The 17,680-nt window shown below is 31.0% G+C and carries 12 protein-coding genes; all 12 read right to left on the bottom strand.

All coding sequences use genetic code 11. From position 1 onward, the window contains the following. Positions 1–369: 369 nt before the first annotated feature. The 12 genes from nifJ to tsaD all read right to left on the bottom strand — a co-directional run bounded on the left by nifJ (position 370) and on the right by tsaD (position 17,679). Entirely contained in the window at positions 370–3,879 is a 3,510-nt protein-coding gene (nifJ, locus tag OCV55_RS02175; protein WP_147579669.1) for a pyruvate:ferredoxin (flavodoxin) oxidoreductase, read from the bottom strand. Positions 3,880–4,001: 122 nt separating this feature from the next. Beyond that, positions 4,002–4,457 (bottom strand): MFS transporter, encoded by a 456-nt coding sequence (locus tag OCV55_RS02170; RefSeq protein WP_147579668.1) that lies wholly within the window; start codon positions 4,455–4,457, stop codon positions 4,002–4,004. Between the two features lie 9 nt (positions 4,458–4,466). Beyond that, positions 4,467–5,081 carry a rhomboid family intramembrane serine protease gene (locus tag OCV55_RS02165; protein WP_147579667.1) on the bottom strand — a complete coding sequence of 205 codons (615 nt, stop codon included), beginning with the start codon at positions 5,079–5,081 and terminating at the stop codon, positions 4,467–4,469. Further along, entirely contained in the window at positions 5,065–6,072 is a 1,008-nt protein-coding gene (locus tag OCV55_RS02160) for a DNA-processing protein DprA (protein ID WP_032090304.1), read from the bottom strand. The genes OCV55_RS02165 and OCV55_RS02160 overlap by 17 nt, the downstream gene beginning before the upstream one ends. Before the next feature lie 232 nt (positions 6,073–6,304). After that, positions 6,305–7,204 (bottom strand): alpha/beta hydrolase, encoded by a 900-nt coding sequence (locus tag OCV55_RS02155; protein ID WP_147579666.1) that lies wholly within the window; start codon positions 7,202–7,204, stop codon positions 6,305–6,307. A 104-nt stretch (positions 7,205–7,308) separates the two neighbouring features. Beyond that, complete coding sequence (gene ppdK / locus OCV55_RS02150; RefSeq protein WP_022000896.1) at positions 7,309–9,942, bottom strand: pyruvate, phosphate dikinase; 2,634 nt, start codon at positions 9,940–9,942, stop codon at positions 7,309–7,311. Positions 9,943–10,096: 154 nt separating this feature from the next. Beyond that, positions 10,097–11,680 (bottom strand): DEAD/DEAH box helicase, encoded by a 1,584-nt coding sequence (locus OCV55_RS02145; RefSeq protein ID WP_147579665.1) that lies wholly within the window; start codon positions 11,678–11,680, stop codon positions 10,097–10,099. Between the two features lie 64 nt (positions 11,681–11,744). Continuing rightward, positions 11,745–13,127 carry a D-2-hydroxyacid dehydrogenase gene (locus OCV55_RS02140; protein ID WP_147579664.1) on the bottom strand — a complete coding sequence of 461 codons (1,383 nt, stop codon included), beginning with the start codon at positions 13,125–13,127 and terminating at the stop codon, positions 11,745–11,747. After that, positions 13,111–14,577, bottom strand: coding sequence for a metallophosphoesterase family protein (locus OCV55_RS02130; protein ID WP_256186762.1), 1,467 nt, complete (start codon positions 14,575–14,577; stop codon positions 13,111–13,113). The genes OCV55_RS02140 and OCV55_RS02130 overlap by 17 nt, the downstream gene beginning before the upstream one ends. A gap of 52 nt (positions 14,578–14,629) precedes the next feature. Further along, on the bottom strand, positions 14,630–16,012 hold the full coding sequence (asnS, locus tag OCV55_RS02125; RefSeq protein WP_147579662.1) for an asparagine--tRNA ligase: 1,383 nt from the start codon (positions 16,010–16,012) through the stop codon (positions 14,630–14,632). 10 nt (positions 16,013–16,022) lie between these two features. Further along, positions 16,023–16,655, bottom strand: a complete 633-nt coding sequence (locus tag OCV55_RS02120; RefSeq protein ID WP_032090309.1) for a redox-sensing transcriptional repressor Rex — start codon at positions 16,653–16,655, stop codon at positions 16,023–16,025. A gap of 1 nt (position 16,656) precedes the next feature. Next, positions 16,657–17,679 (bottom strand): tRNA (adenosine(37)-N6)-threonylcarbamoyltransferase complex transferase subunit TsaD, encoded by a 1,023-nt coding sequence (tsaD, locus tag OCV55_RS02115; protein WP_147579661.1) that lies wholly within the window; start codon positions 17,677–17,679, stop codon positions 16,657–16,659. Position 17,680 lies beyond the last annotated feature (1 nt).

Below are 17,680 nucleotides of genomic sequence, written 5' to 3'. Positions count from 1 at the left end.
AACTTTGGTCTGTTTAGCTCTTTTTTATTTCTTAAACTTAATTGACGTTGTGTTTTATTCTTTCCTGTTCAGTTTTCAATGTCCTCTCACTTAACTCTCTCGTCGAGTGCTCATTTATATTACCATCCTCTCTCCCTTTTGTAAAGCTTTTTCTTGTTCTTTTTTTATTTTTTTCTCTCTTTTCCTCTTTTTCTGCCTTTATATCAATGTTTTTTCCATTGGTCTTTTTTGGCGCTTTTTTATGATTTGGTGTTTATAGAGTGTTTTAGATACTAAAGAATGAATTTATTACTTTTAAAAATCGATTATTTTATATTTAATAACTACAAAAAAATCCATTTGGAATTAACCAAATGGATTTCATTTTAATTATTGAGCCATTTTTTCTAGACGAGCACGACGTTTTTGTGCATCAGCTTGACATTTAGCCATTAATTGTTCTGCATGTTCTGGATTTACTTTTAATAATTGTGAGAATCTGTTTTCACCTAATAAGTAATCTTTAAATCCATCAAAGTTTGGAGTCTTAGAATCTAATTGTAATGGATTCTTTCCTTGTTCTTCTAATCTTGGATCATATCTTAATAAGTTGAAATATCCACAATCAATTGCACGTTTTTGTTCTGCTTGATGATTTGCTAAACCACCTTTAATACCATGTGCTTGACATGGAGCATAAGCAATAATTAATGATGGTCCATCATAGCTTTCAGCTTCTTTCATTGCTTTAATTGTTTGTGCAGGATTTGCACCCATAGCAATTTGTGCAACATAAACATGACCATAAGCCATAGCGATTTGCGCTAAATCTTTCTTAGCTCCTGTTTTACCACCAGCAGTAAATTTAGCGATTGAACCAGCTTGAGATGATTTAGAAGATTGTCCACCTGTATTTGAATATACTTCAGTATCCAATACTAAAATATTAACATTTTCATTATTAGCGATAACATGATCTAATCCACCATAACCGATGTCATAAGCCCATCCATCTCCACCAACAATCCATTGAGATTTAGAAACTAAGTTACCTTTATTATCTAAAACTTCTTTAATCGCATCATTTGAAGATGCTTCAACTAATTTTAATAATTCTGGAACAATTGCTTTTTCTTCGCTTCTTTGTCCTTTTACAGATAAGTATTTTTCAATAGTTTCTTTTAATTCAGGTTCACAAGCATCTTTAGCTTCTTCCATTACTTGAATCATATGAGCTTCATTATAGTTTTGAGCTAATTTCATACCATAACCAAATTCAGCATTATCTTCAAATAATGAGTTACACCATGCTGGACCTTGACCATTTTTATCAGTTGTAAATGGTGTAGATGGTGTAGACCCAGAATAAATTGAACTACATCCTGTAGCATTTGCAATCATCATATCTGATCCAAATAATTGAGTTGCTAATCTATAATATGGAGTTTCTCCACATCCTGGACAAGCACCAGATACTTCAAAGTATGGTCTCTTGAATCCAACACCTTTTACAGTAGTTGTAGGATATTTATCATCACGATATTCTACTTCTTTATAGATATAATCAGCTAATGGAGCATGTTCTAATTCTTCATGAACATTAACCATTTTTAAAGCTTCACCTTTTTTATTTCCTAAACATTGTTCAACACATAAACCGCATCCAACACAGTTATCTGGTGAAACTTGAATTCTATAAGATAATCCGTCAACACCTTTACCCATAGGTTTTAAAACATCATTAGAGATATCTTCTGGTGCATTAGCGATTTCTTCATCAGTCATTAAGAACGCACGAATTGTAGCATGAGGACAAACCATAACACAGTTATTACATTGGATACAGTCATCTTTATTCCATTGAGGGACCATAGTCGCAATTCCACGTTTTTCCATATAAGCCATTCCAGATTTCATAGAACCATCTAATTTATCCATGAATGCTGAAACTGGTAAATCATTACCATCTAATGCGTTGATTACAGAAACGAAATTATCAAAATGATCATCACCTGTTAATTTCTTAGTTTCTTGGATTTCTAAATCAGCCCATTTTGGATCAACTGTTACTTCTTCAATTGCATCTTTACCAGCATCAATTGCTTTGTAGTTTAATTGAACAATGGCATCACCTTTTTTACTATAAGATTTTTTAGCCATTTCTTTCATATATTCAACAGCTTTATCAATTGGTAAAATTTGTTGGTTTAATGCAAAGAATGCAGATTGTAAAATAGTATTTGTACGACGTCCCATCCCAATTTCCATAGCAATCTTATTAGCATTAATAATATAGAATTTAGCATTCTTTGTAGCTAATTGTTTTTTCACTCTATTTGGTAAATAGTCAGCAACTTCTTCTTTAGAGAATTCTGTATTTAATAAGAATGAACCATTTTTCTTTAAGTTTTTCAACATATCATATTTTAATACATAATTATCTAATGAGCATGAGATAAAGTCTGCATTATTTACATAATATGTAGCACGAATTGGTGAAGCCCCAAATCTTAAGTTAGAACGAGTTGTTCCACCTGCTTTTTTACTATCATAAGCAAAGTAAGCTTGAGAATATAAATCTGTATGATCACCAATAATTTTAATAGATGATTTATTAGCTGATACAGTACCATCTGATCCTAAACCATAGAATAGACATTCTGTATAGTCACCTGTTACATTAAATTCTTCAGTTGGTAATGATAAATGAGTAACATCATCAACAATACCAATAGTAAAACTATTGAATGGATTATCAGAATTCAAATGATCATAAACAGCTTTAATTTGAGCAGGGTTTGTATCTTTAGAACCCATACCATAACGTCCACCAATTAAAACATCCGCATCTTTTACAACACTGCATACATCTAAGTATAATGGTTCACCAGCAGATCCTGGTTCTTTTGTACGATCTAATACCGCAATTTTCTTAGCTGAAGCAGGTAATACTTTTAATAAGTATTTTGCTGAGAATGGACGATATAAATGAACTTTAACTAAACCAACTTTTTCTCCAGATTTAGCCATTTCATCAATTGTATCTTTAATTGTTTCAGTAACAGAACCCATAGCGATAATAACTCTATCAGCATTTGGATCACCATAATAAGTAAATGGTGCATATTCTCTACCTGTTACTTCTGAGATTTTTTTCATGTAATCAGCAGCGATTTCTACAACTGCATCGATATGTTTATTTTGAGCTTCTCTACCTTGGAAGTAGATATCATCGTTTTCAGCTCCCCCACGTTCAATTGGGTTTGTATGAGGATTTAATGCATTTGCTTTAAATTTAGCTAAAGCTTCTTTATCTAATAAGCTTTCTAATACATCATAATCCATAACTTCTACTTTTTGAATTTCATGAGATGTTCTAAATCCATCAAAGAAGTGCATTACTGGAACAGACCCTTTAATTGCTGTTAAGTGAGCAACTCCTCCTAAATCCATTACTTCTTGTACTGAGTGTGAACAAATCATTGGAATACCTGTTTGACGACAAGCATACACGTCTTGATGATCCCCAAAGATATTAAGTGAACGAGTTGCTAAAGCACGTGCAGCAACATGGAATACACCTGGTAAATTTTCACCAACAATTTTATAAAGGTTTGGGATCATTAATAACAATCCTTGAGATGCAGTAAATGTAGTTGCTAGAGCACCACCTTGTAAAGCCCCATGAACTGCACCTGCAGCACCTGCTTCTGATTGCATTTCAATAACATTCACAGGAGACCCAAAGATATTCTTCATTCCATTTGCAGCCCATGCTTCAGCATGTTCAGCCATTGGAGATGAAGGTGTGATTGGATAGATACTTGCTACTTCAGAAAATGCATATGCAACATGAGCAGCAGCTTGGTTCCCATCCATTGACAAATATTTCTTAGCCATAATTAAAAAATTCCTCCTTTTGCTTCTATTATTATACTACTTTCCAAACATTTTGACTACACGAATTCATGAATTCGCTTACTATTTCTATCAAAAATAAAAAATAGGACCTTATAGTCCTACTAATTTTTACTTGTTATATACGCTGTCATTGCTCCAATAGCTATAAAAACTAAAGAAAAAAGATTGCTAAACTGTCCTATCGCTAATTGAATAGCTATCACCAAAGTAAGAGATTGACCCCAAAAAGCATAATATGTCAATATCGGTGTAAACAGCGTTCCAAGTAGATAGCATATCACTGAAATGATCCCAACTTTTTCGCTTCCATAACGTGCTATTTTTAAAACAATAAAACCTGTAAAATAACCTGTTAAAATATCAAAATATGAAAAGCTCCACCCTATTTGTAAACTAATAAAATCAAAAGCAATTGTTGAAAAAATAGCAATTACTGTACCAACAACAAACATTTTTATATAATCACTTATTGATAAATGATAATCATTATTTTGATTAAAAAACTTTTTGGCCTCTTGCCTTTGTTTATATTCATTGTATTTTTCTTGTAAATTCATTATATCCCCCTAATTTATTATTCTTTCTTTTTTTGAATCTATCTTTTCTAAAACAAACGTTGCAGCAAATCCACCAATCATTCCGCCCAAATGACCCACTAAAGAAATTGAAGGAACAGCCACCGAAATAAAAAGCATCAATACAACACTAGAAACAATTTGTTTAAACAAATAGCTATACACATCACCATATAAAACAGATAGTGCTAAAAGCGAACCAATAAGTCCAAAAATAACACCGGAAATACCACCCATCACACTATTTGTACCAATATTAAATAATAAAAATAACAAATAAGAAAATAATGTTGTCGAAATCATCGAAACTACAATAACGATAATATATTTTTTCTCTTTTAATATTTTTTCCATTAACATTCCTAAATTATATAAAGAATAAACATTACAAAAAATATGCATTAAACCAAAATGAATAAAATTAGCTGTAATCAACCGGTAATATTCATGATAGTAATAAACATACAAAGGATTAAAACCTCCAACTTGTATCCCTTGCATAGCAGACATTGATAAACCATATTTTAACGAAGTATACAGATATGTAATAACATTCACAGCCATCAAAAAGTATGTAATTTTATATATTTTATATTCTTGATTCATTCGTATCTCCTATAAATTCAAATATTGACATTTGATCAATATTAACTTCTTCTATATTTTCTTTTTTATTAAGTTCATAAATCATCTCAAAACTTGTATCTGAAACAATATTTTTTATATAAATTGGTACTGTTTTCATTTCTAGTAGTCTTTGATTTCCAAAACAATCATTATCAAGAACCAATGAAACAGTCCAATTATGATGCATATTATGCATGATTGTAAACCAAGTAGCACCACTATTTATTTTACTTGAAACAACAATTTGAAACATTGACAAAGCACATACATAACTATTTCTATCAATAGCATGAGTAACAGTAAATCTTTTAGCAGGATCGACAGCACTTAAAAAAACAACCTTCCCCATTCTAATACTCTTTTTATATTCTTGTATTTTATTTAGCATATTTTCACAAACAAAGCAAATTATTTGACTATGATGATGCAATCCATAATGAAAGGCTTCTTGATCAATTCCTTTACAATCATTAGAAATCAACCATTTATCTTCATTATTGATCTTATCAACAAGTCGTTTAACATATCCTTTTTCTTTTTTAGAAACTGTTTGCAATCCCGTAATAGAAATGCCTTCAAATTTCACCGGTAATGTTCCTGCAATAAATAAGCAAAGGGGTGCACTCTTTTTCATTTTCTTGATTAGATTTTGAGGATACTCTTCATCATATTTAGTAATAATACGAATTCCTTGTTGTTCATATTCATGCAATTTTTTTAAAAAAAACTGTATCGATTTCATTCGTCGCACAATTTTATATGCACTATATTCAGAAATATCTAATATGTCCATTAATTCATCACTATTTAACCCAAAAAGACTGCTTGGACCATTTAACCCATGAACTTTTAAATTTTTTTCGACTTCCAACCATTCGTCATTTGTTAAAGCAGCTTCATCATACGCATATAAATCACATGTACATAACATCGTTGCCAAACTATTTAAATTCAACATTATTTTTTCCATAATACTCACCTTTATAATTATTATAGACCAATCTTAACATAAAAAAAAGCTATGATGATATTTCATCATAGCAATCATTAAAAGACAACAACTAATAACATTTTAAATTGTTCTTTTCCATAGACTGCATGTGGTAACCCAGCAGGCATTACAATTGATTCTCTTTTATCAAAAGAAAAAAGTTACACTTAACGCTTCATTTTGTACTAATGTTTTACCATATTCCTATTTATTAATCATGAGCTACGCTCTTTTTTATAAATTTAATTACTTCATCAAGCATTTCTTCACAAAAAAACATAGGTCCACCATGATCTGCCCCTTTCATACGATAAAAAATAACTTCTTTATTTTTATCTTTTAAAGCCTTATAAAGTTTAACACTTTGTTTAAACGCAACTAAACGATCCTTTGTTCCATGAGCAATTAAAATAGGTGGAATATCACCATCTAAATATGTCATTGGACTTGTTTGGCGAGCGATATCTAAATGTTCTAAAACATTTTTTCTTCCAATTAAATATCCTTCTGGACTATCGGGTTGTTGATGATTTTCTGTTGTTGGGAAACCATCTTCCATCGTAATATCAACCACACCATAAAAATCAATAATAGCACGTACTTCATTAGAATATTCAGAATATAAATTACCGTTAAATAATGGTAATTTACTTGTAAGTCCACTTACTAAAGCTACATGTCCACCTGATGAATCACCAAATAAAAAAACATTTTGTTCATCAATAAAATATTCATCATGATGTTTTCTTAAAAAACGAATTGCTGTTTTGGTATCCTCTATTTGTGCTGGAAAAGGCGCTAAATCACTTTCACGATATTGTACAATAGCTACAACAAAACCTTGTTTACATAAATAATTAAGTTGTCCTACATGTTGATAAACATTTTGTTTATGCCAAGCAGACCCTTGAACATAGACAATTAGTGGATATTTTTCATTTTCCATTACCCTTTTACGAGGTACTAATATTTGTAAAATACGACTGATTCCATCAATATTCATATATTCAACATCAGGAATATACATAGTATCCATTTCTTGATCAGACATGATACGTGTTTGCATTTCCTCAATAAAAGTTTCATCTTCTATCATTTCTTCATACGTCATTTTATCATCTCCTAATTTTTATTATTTCACTAAAAAAAGAGAACTTCAATAATTGAATTTCACACAAATAAAAAGAGAGTAGTTTTCACTACCCTCCTTATAAACTATTTACCCATTTTTTCTTTAACAGCAGCTTGAGCAGCAGCTAAACGTGCTAATGGTACACGGTATGGAGAACATGAAACATAAGTTAAACCAATTCTATGACAGAATTCAACAGTTCTAGGATCTCCACCATGTTCACCACAGATACCTAATTTAATATCTGGACGAACTGGTTTAGCTTTATTAATAGCAATTTGCATTAATTGTCCAACACCATTTTCATCAATGTGAGCAAATGGATCAGATTCAAAGATGTTCTTAGTATAATATTCATTTAAGAATTTAGCTGCATCATCACGAGAGAATCCATAAGTCATTTGAGTTAAGTCATTTGTACCAAATGAGAAGAATTCAGCTTCTTTTGCGATTTCATCTGCAGTTAATGCAGCACGAGGAATTTCAATCATTGTACCAACTTTATATGGTAATTCAACACCTGCTTCTTCGATAATTGCATCAGCAGTTTTACATACGACATCTTTAACATATTTTAATTCTTTAATATCTCCAACTAATGGAATCATAATTTCTGGAACAACGTTTTGTCCTTCTTTATTAACAGCAATTGCAGCTTCAATAACAGCTCTTGTTTGCATTTCAGCAATTTCTGGATAAGTTACTGCTAAACGGCATCCACGATGACCCATCATTGGGTTGAATTCTTTTAATGATTCAACACGTGCTTTTAACGCATCAAATGTCATACCTAAACTTTCAGCTAAAGGTCTGATTTCTTCATCTGTATGTGGTAAGAATTCATGTAAAGGTGGATCCAAGAAACGAATTGTTACTGGATAGATTTCCATTGCTTTAAATAATTCTTTAAAGTCAGATCTTTGATATGGTAAGATTTTTTCTAGCGCTTCTTTTCTTGCTTCTACTGTTTCAGCAGTAATCATACGTCTGAAGTTGAAAATTCTTTCTTCTTCGAAGAACATATGTTCTGTTCTACATAAACCAATACCTTCTGCCCCAAATTTACGAGCTTGTAAAGCATCTCTTGGAGTATCAGCATTTGTTCTAACTTTTAATGTACGTACATCATCAGCCCATGACATAAATGTTTCAAAGTCACCACTGATTTCAGGTTCTACAGTTTTAATTCTTTCACCGTAAACATTACCTGTACTTCCATCTAATGACATATAGTCACCTTCATGATATTTTTTACCATCTGGTGTCATTAATACTTTAGCTTCTTCATCAACTCTTAAGCTTCCGCATCCACATACACAGCATGTACCCATACCACGAGCAACTACAGCTGCATGTGATGTCATACCACCACGGATAGTTAAGATACCATGAGCAATATTCATACCTTCGATATCTTCTGGTGAAGTTTCAAGACGAACTAATAAGATATCTTGAACACCATTTTTATGAGCTTCAATAACATCTTCTGCAGTGAAATAAATACGTCCTGTTGCAGCACCTGGAGAAGCAGCTAATCCTGTAGCTACAACTTGAGCACATTTCAATGAAGTTTCTTCAAAGTTTGGATGTAATAATTGATCTAATTGTCTTGGTTCTACTTTTAATAATGCTTGTTCTTTAGTAATCATTCCTTCATTTACTAAATCAACCGCAATTTTTAAAGCGGCTTGTGCAGTTCTTTTACCATTACGAGTTTGTAACATGAATAATTTACCATTTTCAATAGTAAATTCCATATCTTGCATATCTCTATAATGTTCTTCTAGAATGTCACATACTTTACAGAATTGTTCATAACATTCTGGCATAACATCATTTAATGTCGCAATTGGTTGTGGTGTACGAATACCAGCAACAACGTCTTCACCTTGTGCATTCATTAAGTATTCACCGAATAATTTCTTTTCACCAGTTGCAGGGTTACGAGTGAAGGCAACACCTGTACCAGAAGTATCTCCTGTATTACCATAAACCATTTGTTGAACGTTTACAGCAGTTCCCCATGAACCAGGAATATCATTTAAACGTCTGTAAGTGATTGCACGATCATTGTTCCATGAACGGAATACAGCTTTGATTGCTTCCATTAATTGAACTTTTGGATCTTGTGGGAATTCAACTCCCGCATGTTTTTTGTATTCTTCTTTATAAATAGCAACAACTTCTTTCAAATCTTCAGCCGTTAAATCTGTATCAAATTCAACCCCTTTTTCTTCTTTGATATCATCAAATTTTCTTTCAAATGAGCTTTTTGGGAATCCCATAACAACATCTGCGAACATTTGAATGAATCTTCTATAACTATCATATACGAATCTTTCATTATTTGTAATTTTAGTAAAACCAGTAGCTACTTCATCATTTAAACCTAAGTTTAAAACAGTATCCATCATACCTGGCATTGATTCTCTTGCTCCAGAACGAACAGATACTAACAATGGATTTGTTGGATCTCCTAATTTTTTTCCAGTTTCAGCTTCTAATTCAGCTAATTTATTATCAATTTGCGCACAAATTTCAGGTGAAATTTGTTTTCCATCTTCATAATAAGCAGTACAAGCTTCTGTTGATACAGTAAATCCTTGTGGAACAGGTAAACCAATGCTTGTCATTTCAGCTAAGTTTGCACCTTTACCTCCAAGGATGACTCTCATATCTTTATTTCCTTCTTTGAATGAGTAAACATATTGTTTCATTTCAATCAATCCTCCTAATTAATCAACTAATATAATTATACACATGATAGCCCTTACATTCAAGTATAAATTGATACCGCTTTCATAAAATTTTATTAATTATGTTGATTCTATCGCCTTTAATTTTTTTTAAAAAAATAGAACAAGAAACAGCCTAACGGCTATTTGCTTGCTCTATTTCTACTTTTCGTCCATTTAATTTTTCTTTTTGACAATGTCTCATTACTTTTTTTACAGCTTTATCATTAATATTTACAAACGTAAACTTTCTTTTAATATCAATTCCTTGAATATCACTTTCTCTAATATTTGCCTTTGAGACCAAGAAATGAATAATATCTTTTTTCTTTACTTTATCCATAGATCCTACCGTTAAAAATAAACGTGTATAACCTTCACTTGCACCTTTTTTACGTTTTGATGAAGATTCAAGTTTTTCTTTTGTATAAGGAAAACCAATTTCTTGATTTAAAGATAATTCTATTAAAGCTGCCGTTACATCTTTTAACATATGATTTTCAATTTGATTTACCAAATCTTTCATTGGTTTATGTTCTCCATGTAAAATCATATCTTCTAATTTATACATTAATTCTGTTACTTTATGTTGGTGAATTTGTGTTAATGTTGGTACTTCTAATTTTTCAATATGAGATTTTGTTTTTCTTTCAATCTCTTTTAAATAGCGTTCTTCTTTTCCTACAACAATTGTATAGGCTTTTCCTTCACGATTCGCACGCCCTGTACGTCCAATACGATGTACATAAAGATCTACTTCTTGAGGTAATTCATAGTTGATAACATGACTAATATTTTCTACATCAATTCCTCTAGCGGCAACATCTGTTGCAATTAAATAATGAATTGTTCCCTCTTTGAATTTCTTTAAAGTTCTCATACGATGATCTTGATTTAAATCACCATGCATCGCTTCTACATTATAATTGGCCTTTTGCATTTGTTCCGTTACTTCATCAACGCTTCTTTTAGTACGACAGAAAATAATTCCTGATTGTACAGTTTCACTATCAATAATACGACATAATGTTTCAAAACGGTCTTTTTGTTTAACTTCAAAATAATATTGTTTAACTGTATTAGCTGTCACTGTTTTTTGTTTAACTTGAATATGCTTATAATCTGGTTTCATATAATTTTTTGCAATTTTTTTAATACCTTCTGGCATCGTTGCAGAAAACAACATCGTTGTATGTTCTGGATTTGTCTTAGAAATAATCGTTTCAATATCTTCTACAAATCCCATATTCAACATTTCATCAGCTTCATCTAAAACCACGTAAGAAACTTCATCTAGTTGAAGTACTTTACGTCTCATTAAATCCATCATTCTTCCCGGTGTTCCTACGACAATATCAACACCTTTTTTAATCGATTTAATTTGTTTTTCAATACCACTACCACCATAAACACAAGCAAAACGTAAAGAACTGTATTTTCCAAGTTTTTTTAATTCTTCATGAATTTGCATGGTAAGTTCTCTTGTTGGTGATAAAATATACGCTTGTGGTTTCTTTTTTCTTTCTTTTAAATTTGTAAGTAAAATACTTGAAAACGCCAAAGTTTTTCCTGTTCCTGTTTGTGCTTGTCCAATGACATCATAGCCTTCCAAAATAACAGGGATAATATTTTCTTGAATAGGTGTTGGTTTTTCAAAACCTAATTCATTGATTGATTTTAATAATTCTTCACTTAATCCTAATTTTTCAAATTTATTCATTCATTTTCTCCTCAAGTTTTTCGAGTATAACATAATTCATTTTAAAATGCAAAAAAAGAATGCATTAACATACATTCTTTAAATCACCCTTAAAAAAACCTTGAATATTATCAACGACTAAATCAAACAAACGATTTCTTGCTTCTACTGTTGCCCATGCAATATGAGGTGTCATTAAAAGTTTTGAAGCATCATTAATTTGTAGTAAAGGACTTTCTTTTGCAAGTGGTTCTCTTTCAAAAACATCGAGTCCTGCCCCGGCAATTTCATTATTTTGTAAAGCTTCAACCAGTGCTTCTTCATCAACAATACCACCACGTCCTACATTAATTAAAATCGCTTCTTTTTTCATTAACTTAAATGATTCTTCACCAATTAATCCTTTAGTTTGTTCATTTAAAGGACAATGAATAGAAACAATATCACTTGTTTTTAATAATGTTTCTAAATCAACTGAGAGATAATCTTGCTTCGTATTTTTTCCACTTGTTGAATAATACTGAACTTGGCAACCAAAAGCTTCAGCAATTTTAGCAACCGTACGTCCAATATTTCCCATACCAATAATCCCCCATGTTTTTTCATGTAATTCATAAAAACGAGGTCCAATATGACTAAACATACCACTTTCACTATATTGACCACTTTGAACATAATTATAATAATAACTATTTTTATGTAAAAGTTCTAAAGCTAAAGCAAAAGTATGTTGCGCAACACTTAAAGAAGAATACCCTGCCACATTGCATACCGTAATACCACGACGATGACAATAATCTAAATCAACATTATTGACACCTGTTGCTGTAATACAAATAAGTTTTACTTTAGAAGCATATTGCAAGACTTCTTCGGTAAGTAAACATTTATTCGTAATAATGATATCTGCTTCTTTAATACGTTCAATGACTTCTTCTGGATTACTTTGTTTATAAATCGTTACTTGTCCAAATTGATTCAACTTAGAAAGATCAACATCATCTCCTAAACAAACACTATCTAAAAAGACAACGCTAGAACTCTTTTTTTTTAAAATATTTAAAATATCTTCATAAGATTTTCCTGAAAAAAATTTTCCTAAATTGATTGCTTCATTAATATCTAAAATAGAGCTTTCATGATAAATTCCTTTCATTTCATTATCTTCAAATTCAAAACTTAAATATTTATTTAAAAGACAAATCCCTAATGCTCTTGATGTCATTTCTTTATCTTTTTCAATTGTATCTAATATATTTTGAATAAAAGAAGCATCCTCTTGAACACATTTAGTAAGGGCTTCTTCTACTTCAACCCCTTCAAATAAATGATTTCTAAAACCATCATGATAAAGAAATGGTAAAACTACATCATAAACACTCATTGGAACATGCCCATACCCTTTTGTAAAGTTATATAGGATTGCAAGTCCTAAATTTTCATCTTTCATCTTATCTACTAACTTCATTTTGATCCTCCATAAATAATTTTATTTTTACACGATGTCTTTCTTGTTTTGTAAGATCATCATAGAATACAAAACAATACTTAAACGCTTGATCTTTACGATTATATTTCAATAAATTATAACTTAAATAACTGCTTTTTCTTTCTCTGGTACCTCCTCCACAAGAAGAACCTCCTGCCATAATATATGTATTTCCTTTTTTTACAACACAAGGAATATGCTTGTGTCCATGGAAAATATAACGTACATGATGTTTTTCTAACCAATACATTACATCTTGAGCATCCACAAGGGCTTTTGTCGAGTCAGCAATTTTCCCCATGAATAGTTTTTCATTCCATTTTATTTTCAAAAAATCATCTTTTCTAAGTGGCATTAAATGATGATGCATCATAGCAATCAAAGTATAATCCTCTAAATGATTAATAGATAATAACTCATCTTCAATTTCTTGTAAAAGTCTTTGCCCGACCATTCCCCTTGCTAGATTTCCTTGGGAAGTAGAATCTATTTTGATCACAATCATTTTAACATCCGGATAAACTTTAATATTTTCTCCTAGCAAATAAGCTACCACTTTTGTCTTTTGTTTTTTTAAAAGATTCAAGCCATAAACAATGACGTCATGATTTCCTAAAACAAACGTTACATCACTATGATATTTCCTTTTTAAACGATTCATAAAATGAGAGGCTGCATACATATTTTTACGATTAGGCGAATTCATTAAATCACCCGTAATCAAAAATTTAAGTTGATGATCATGAGGAAGCATATGATAAAGTTCATCTAGACTATCCTGTAATACAATAAGTCCATTGTCTGTTTTCTTTGTTCCTAAATGAAGATCACTTAGTTGTATAAAATATTGATCTTCATTTGTTTGACATTTCTTTTCAAAAATCTTATTTGTTTCTATTAGTCTAAAACATTCTTTTACTTCCTCTATGTTTTTTACAGGATAAAAAACACTTTGCTCTCCTTTAAATATAAAAACACCAGGCCAACGATCTATTTGATAAAGAGCATTTAAAAACAGATGAAAAGGTCCATATAAAGAGATATCTTCTTTCAATGCCTTTTTTATACAAAAAACGCGCATCAAATCATGATTATAACTATTATCAAAATTTTCCAAGAATTGCTGATCGATTCCCGATAATAAAATGACTTGATATTTTTCTTTTTCCTTTGCTATATATTTATGAAAATCATGTGCATAACTTGTTTTAAAAGCCGTATCATAGGTTTCAAAGTTTTTACTTCTAAAAAGTAACTCACATTCATTTTTTTGAATTTGATGTACAAATGGAAATTTTATATTTTGTTTTGTTAACCAATTTTTAAATTCTCCAAGTTGTTCGTAACTTGCATACACATTCCTAAATGACTTATTACCGTCTTTAAAAATAAAATTAAAATAGAGATTCATCAAATCATATTCATTCATGTGTGTCACCTCCCACATATTATACACAAAAAAAAGCCTAACGAATAGGCTTTTAGAATTTTAAATTTCTTGGAGTTCTTGGGAATGGTTCAACATCTCTAATATTTTGCATACCTGTTAAATACATTAAGAAACGATCGAATCCTAAACCAAATCCAGCATGTTTACATCCACCAAAACGACGTAGATCCATGTACCATTGTAATCCTTCTTTGGCCATTCCTTTTTCATCCATAATTTTTTCTAAGACATCATATCTTTCTTCACGTTGTGATCCACCAACAAGTTCACCAATTCCTGGAACAAGTAAATCACAAGCAGCTACTGTTTTACCATCATCATTTAAACGCATATAGAATGCTTTGATTTCTTTAGGGTAATCTGTTAAAAATACTGGTCCACCAACAATTTTTTCACAGATATAACGTTCGTGTTCTGAATTTAAATCCATACCCCATTCTACTTTATTTTCAAATTTAACATCTGCTTTTAATAAATAATCGATTGCTTCTGTATAAGTCATACGTTTAAAATCACTATCTCTAACTACTTTGATACGTTTGATACATTCTTTATCAATCATGCTTTCAAAGAATTTCATTTCTTCTGGTGCATTATCTAAGACATAATCAATACAGTATTTAACCATATCTTCAATTAAATCCATATCATCTTCTAAGTCAGCAAAAGCAATTTCAGGTTCAATCATCCAGAATTCACTAGCATGTCTTGAAGTATTTGAATTTTCCGCTCTAAAGGCAGGTCCAAATGTATAAACATCACGATATGTTAAAGCAAAAGCTTCAACATGTAATTGTCCTGTAACTGTAAGATAAGCTTCTTTTCCAAAGAAATCTTTATCAAATTCTGTATTATCGATTGTTGTTGCTCTAAACATTTCTCCAGCACCTTCACCATCATTTGAAGTAATGATTGGTGTATGGACATAAACGAATCCTTGGTTTTGGAAGAATTCATGAATAGCCATTGATAAAACAGATCTTAATCTAAAGATTGCATAAAAAGTATTTGCTCTTGGTCTTAAATGAGGAATTTCTCTCATGTATTCAAAAGAATGTCTTTTCTTTTGTAATGGGAAATCTTCATCACAAGTTCCTTCAACCACTAAATGTGTTGCTTCAATTTCAAAAGGTTGTTTTCCATCTGGTGTTAATTTTAATTTACCAGTTACTTTAACAGCACTTCCTGTAGAAATATGAGAAGCTTCTTCATAATTATCAATAATTTCATCTAAATAAACAACTTGTACATTTTTAAAATATGTTCCATCATTTAAAGCTAAAAATCCGACTTTCCCACTATTTCTATTTGTACGGATCCATCCTTGTAATTCAACATATTCAATACCATCTAATTGGTCTCTATCATTGATATATAATTCATATAATTCTCTTACTGTAATAAATTCAAACATTTTTCTCTCCCTATTCTTGATCATTTGATTTCATTTTAATTACTAATTCTTGAATAGCTACCACAACATCTACTGTTTGGACTTCAACGCCTTCTTGAACCATAAAATGACTATGCGTAAAATCTACAATTCCTTTAATGCCTAATTTCATTAAACGATCCACTGTTTCTTGAACATTTTCTGAAATCGCCAAAATAGCAATTTTACAATCACTTGGAAAAGTTTCTTCCAACTTGTCAATATGACAAATTTTCACACCAAATCTTTCCCCTTCTTTATTTTTATCCATATCATAACCACAAACAATCTTACCTACTGTATATTGCCAACGATTATATTTTAAAATGGCACTTCCTAAATTGCCAACCCCAATTAAAATAATAGGTTCATCTAATCGTAAACCTAAAACTTCACTTAAACCATCTATAAGATGTTTAACATCATAGCCTCTTCCACGTCTACCAAAATTATCCGTTTTTGATAAATATGTAAAATCACGCCTAATTGTTGTATCTTGTATTCCTGTAATTTCAAACAATTCACTCGATAAACATGTTTCTTTTCCTTCATGTTGCATTTTTCTAAGCGCTTTTAAATAAACAGGAAAACGGGACATTGTCGCTTTTGATATTTTTTTCTCCACACTAATCCCCTCCTATTGATTCTAATTCTAAATCAAGATGTGGTTTAATGCCAAGCGATAAATCACTAAACTTATTATTATCATACATAACTTTTCCTGCTAAAGCAATCATCATTGCATTATCTGTACAACATTTCATTGGTGGAAGAGACAATTGTACGTCTTCTAACATGGCAACTTGCTCTTTCATCTTTTCTCTTAAACCCCTATTAGCAGAAACCCCACCAGCTAACATAATTTCTTTAACACCATATTCTTTAGCAGCTCGAATCGTTTTATCGACCAAAACATCAACAACAACATTTTGAAAAGACGTTGCTAAATCATTTTGATTGATTTCTAAACCTTTTTGTCTATGATTATGTGCTAAATTGATTACTGCTGATTTTAAACCACTAAAACTAAAATTATAACTATCATCATCTAATGGTTTAGGTAAATGATAACTTGCCTTTCCTAAATGAGCCATTTTATCTAAAACCGGTCCTCCTGGATAAGGAAGATTTAAAACTCTTCCCACTTTATCATATGCTTCTCCAACAGCATCATCTAAAGTTTCACCAATCACTTCAAAAGAATAAGGATGTTTCATCAAAACAAGCTCTGTATGCCCACCACTGACTACAAGACATAGTGCTGGATAAACAATATCTTTTTCATAATTATTTGCATAAATATGCCCTGCAATATGGTGAACCCCAATTAATGGTTTATCATAAGCCAAAGAAAGTGTTTTAGCGACTTGTAAACCAATATGTAAAGAGCCAACAAGTCCTGGACCTTTTGTTACACAAATAGCATCAAGGTCTTTCATTTTTATATTTGCTTGTTTTAACGTTTCTTTTAAAACAACAGATACACATTCAACATGCTTACGGCTGGCAATTTCAGGGACAACACCACCATACATTGCATGTATGTCGATTTGACTTGCCACGACACTACTTAAAAATTCTCTTTGATCTTTTAAGACAGCCATCGCCATTTCATCACAACTTGATTCAATTGCTAGTAATAATGACATC

The organism is [Clostridium] ammoniilyticum, from assembly GCF_025566905.1.
GTDB classification, from domain to species: Bacteria; Bacillota_I; Bacilli_A; order Erysipelotrichales; family Coprobacillaceae; genus Faecalibacillus; species Faecalibacillus intestinalis.
Note: the sequence above shows the minus strand (reverse complement) of the source record. Positions and strands in the feature narration are given on the sequence as shown.

Coding starts and splice junctions, on each gene's coding strand:
- OCV55_RS02145 (WP_147579665.1), bottom strand. CDS start 11,680: ATGAATAAATTTGAAAAATTAGGATTAAGTGAAGAATTATTAAAATCA.
- OCV55_RS02130 (WP_256186762.1), bottom strand. CDS start 14,577: ATGAATGAATATGATTTGATGAATCTCTATTTTAATTTTATTTTTAAA.
- OCV55_RS02155 (WP_147579666.1), bottom strand. CDS start 7,204: ATGACGTATGAAGAAATGATAGAAGATGAAACTTTTATTGAGGAAATG.
- nifJ (WP_147579669.1), bottom strand. CDS start 3,879: ATGGCTAAGAAATATTTGTCAATGGATGGGAACCAAGCTGCTGCTCAT.
- OCV55_RS02160 (WP_032090304.1), bottom strand. CDS start 6,072: ATGGAAAAAATAATGTTGAATTTAAATAGTTTGGCAACGATGTTATGT.
- ppdK (WP_022000896.1), bottom strand. CDS start 9,942: ATGAAACAATATGTTTACTCATTCAAAGAAGGAAATAAAGATATGAGA.
- OCV55_RS02170 (WP_147579668.1), bottom strand. CDS start 4,457: ATGAATTTACAAGAAAAATACAATGAATATAAACAAAGGCAAGAGGCC.
- OCV55_RS02165 (WP_147579667.1), bottom strand. CDS start 5,081: ATGAATCAAGAATATAAAATATATAAAATTACATACTTTTTGATGGCT.
- asnS (WP_147579662.1), bottom strand. CDS start 16,012: ATGTTTGAATTTATTACAGTAAGAGAATTATATGAATTATATATCAAT.
- OCV55_RS02140 (WP_147579664.1), bottom strand. CDS start 13,127: ATGAAGTTAGTAGATAAGATGAAAGATGAAAATTTAGGACTTGCAATC.
- tsaD (WP_147579661.1), bottom strand. CDS start 17,679: ATGTCATTATTACTAGCAATTGAATCAAGTTGTGATGAAATGGCGATG.